The organism is Lysinibacillus sp. NPDC092081 (assembly GCF_044755845.1).
Taxonomy (GTDB): Bacteria; Bacillota; Bacilli; order Bacillales_A; family Planococcaceae; genus Lysinibacillus.
On sequence record NZ_JBIVRU010000040.1, the window covers coordinates 1 to 1749 of the forward strand.

The 1749-nt window shown below is 36.6% G+C and carries 1 protein-coding gene; it reads left to right on the plus strand.

Features of this window, described 5'->3' with window-relative positions:
- Window positions 1-440: 440 nt before the first annotated feature.
- Complete coding sequence (locus tag ACIQLB_RS24530; protein ID WP_400731329.1) at window positions 441-1310, plus strand: GNAT family N-acetyltransferase; 870 nt, start codon at window positions 441-443, stop codon at window positions 1308-1310.
- Window positions 1311-1749 lie beyond the last annotated feature (439 nt).

The window sequence follows — 1749 nt, forward strand, 5'->3', positions numbered from 1 at the left end:
ATCTTATTAAATTTAAAGTATAAAGAAATCGGAGTTCATTTGGGCTAACGTGCTGAGAGATTAGTGCACCCCAACATTTGACTTAGAACCTTTTTTTAGTTGAAACATTGACTGTTATCTCACAATATAAATGTAATTTATCTATAAAAATAGTATAATTATGGATAAGTACCTATGAAAATAATTTTCTTAGGTGAGGGAGTGACTCGACGTTCAACCGCAGCGAAAATCGGGCCTTCAGATGAATGATAGTGTATAAAAATGCATACCTTATTCTAGTAATTTTCAGTCTATAACCGTCAAAAATCATATAAAACCTTTTAATTTCACTATATTTGAAGTAAAATTGTTAATAATTAGAAGTGGTTAGTATATTTTGTTGCCAGCTTATTTTCTTTCTTGCTACAATAGGGCAATAGGCTGATACAAGAACGGAGTAAATGATGAATATTTCAGTGATGACAGTGTCTTTTCCGTTAGATGGGGAAACATTAAATGAATTAAAATTATTGTGTGAAGAAGCGACCACGCATGATTATCGTGTATATGAAACTGCTATGGGTTTGCCTATGGCGAGTTCCTTTGAATCGAAGGGCTTTATGGTACTTGCTTATGAAGATGACAAAGATGTATTAGTTGGTGCAGCTAGTGCAATAGATTTAATGGGGCTGCATACATATGAATGGTCTTTAGTTGTAACACCCCCGTACCGTCAAAAGGGAATTGGAACCGCTTTAGTGGAAGCTTTACAGGTCGGCCTCGAAGAGCGTGGGGCAGAAGGGCAATTGGCGGTAGTGATAGATGGCTCACCTTTTGGACACACATTTATCGAAAAGAAGGGCTTTTCATATAGCTTTTCAGAGGCCACTTTAGAAACAAGAGCAGAGTCAGTAGAATTAAAGAATGATATCGAAATCATCCCTTATGCAGGTGAACAGGCAGAGCTGATTGCTATCTATAGTGCAGCGTTTGGAGACCTACCTGAAGAGTCTGAGGAGCTAATCGCTTTTAATACATCAACGACTGGAAGAAAGCTATGGGTAGCGCGTAAAGATGGAGAAATTGTTGGAACGGTGACGACTGCCCAGGAAAACGAAATTCAATGGGTAACGGCATTGGCAGTTCATCCAAACTGTGAGGGGCAAGGGATTGGTACTGCGATGCTTTCATTTTCCAAAGATTATGCGAGCAAAATTGGTGCGAAATTCGTCATGCTAGATGTAGAAATTGACAATCGAAAGGCGCTTTCTGTATATGAGAAGGCAGGCTTTATGAAGGCTCAACAAATAGACTATTATGTAAAACAATAAGTGATGAGTGAGGAGTGTGCTTTATGCATCGCTCCTCACTTTTTGTGTTCAGCATGAAGTCCGAACACCAGAGATGAGGAAGCGAGGAATTTTTTAGATGGAGAGACGAACTACATAAACGGGTAGGTAAGTCCGTTCTTTCAAAGGAAATTCCCGAGGAAACATGATTCGACCCCATAAGATAAAGTTGAAAATAATTTCATAATGATCCAAAAAAGCAGTTTATCAAATTTAAATAACAATAAAACACTAAATTAACGTCAGGTTGTGAGACTAATATTAAATTGTTTTCTTAATTATTATATAGGAAGTTTCTCGACGAAGTGAAAAACTATAATATTTTTTTAGAAAAAGTGTTGACCTTTTTAAATTAAGAGTGTAGTATTATACAAGTCGTTAAGACAACCGCTGAAAAACAACTTAATCAAATAAATTAGTT

Excerpts from the sequence above, each read along its gene's own strand:
- ACIQLB_RS24530 (WP_400731329.1), top strand. The coding sequence starts at position 441 with ATGATGAATATTTCAGTGATGACAGTGTCTTTTCCGTTAGATGGGGAA.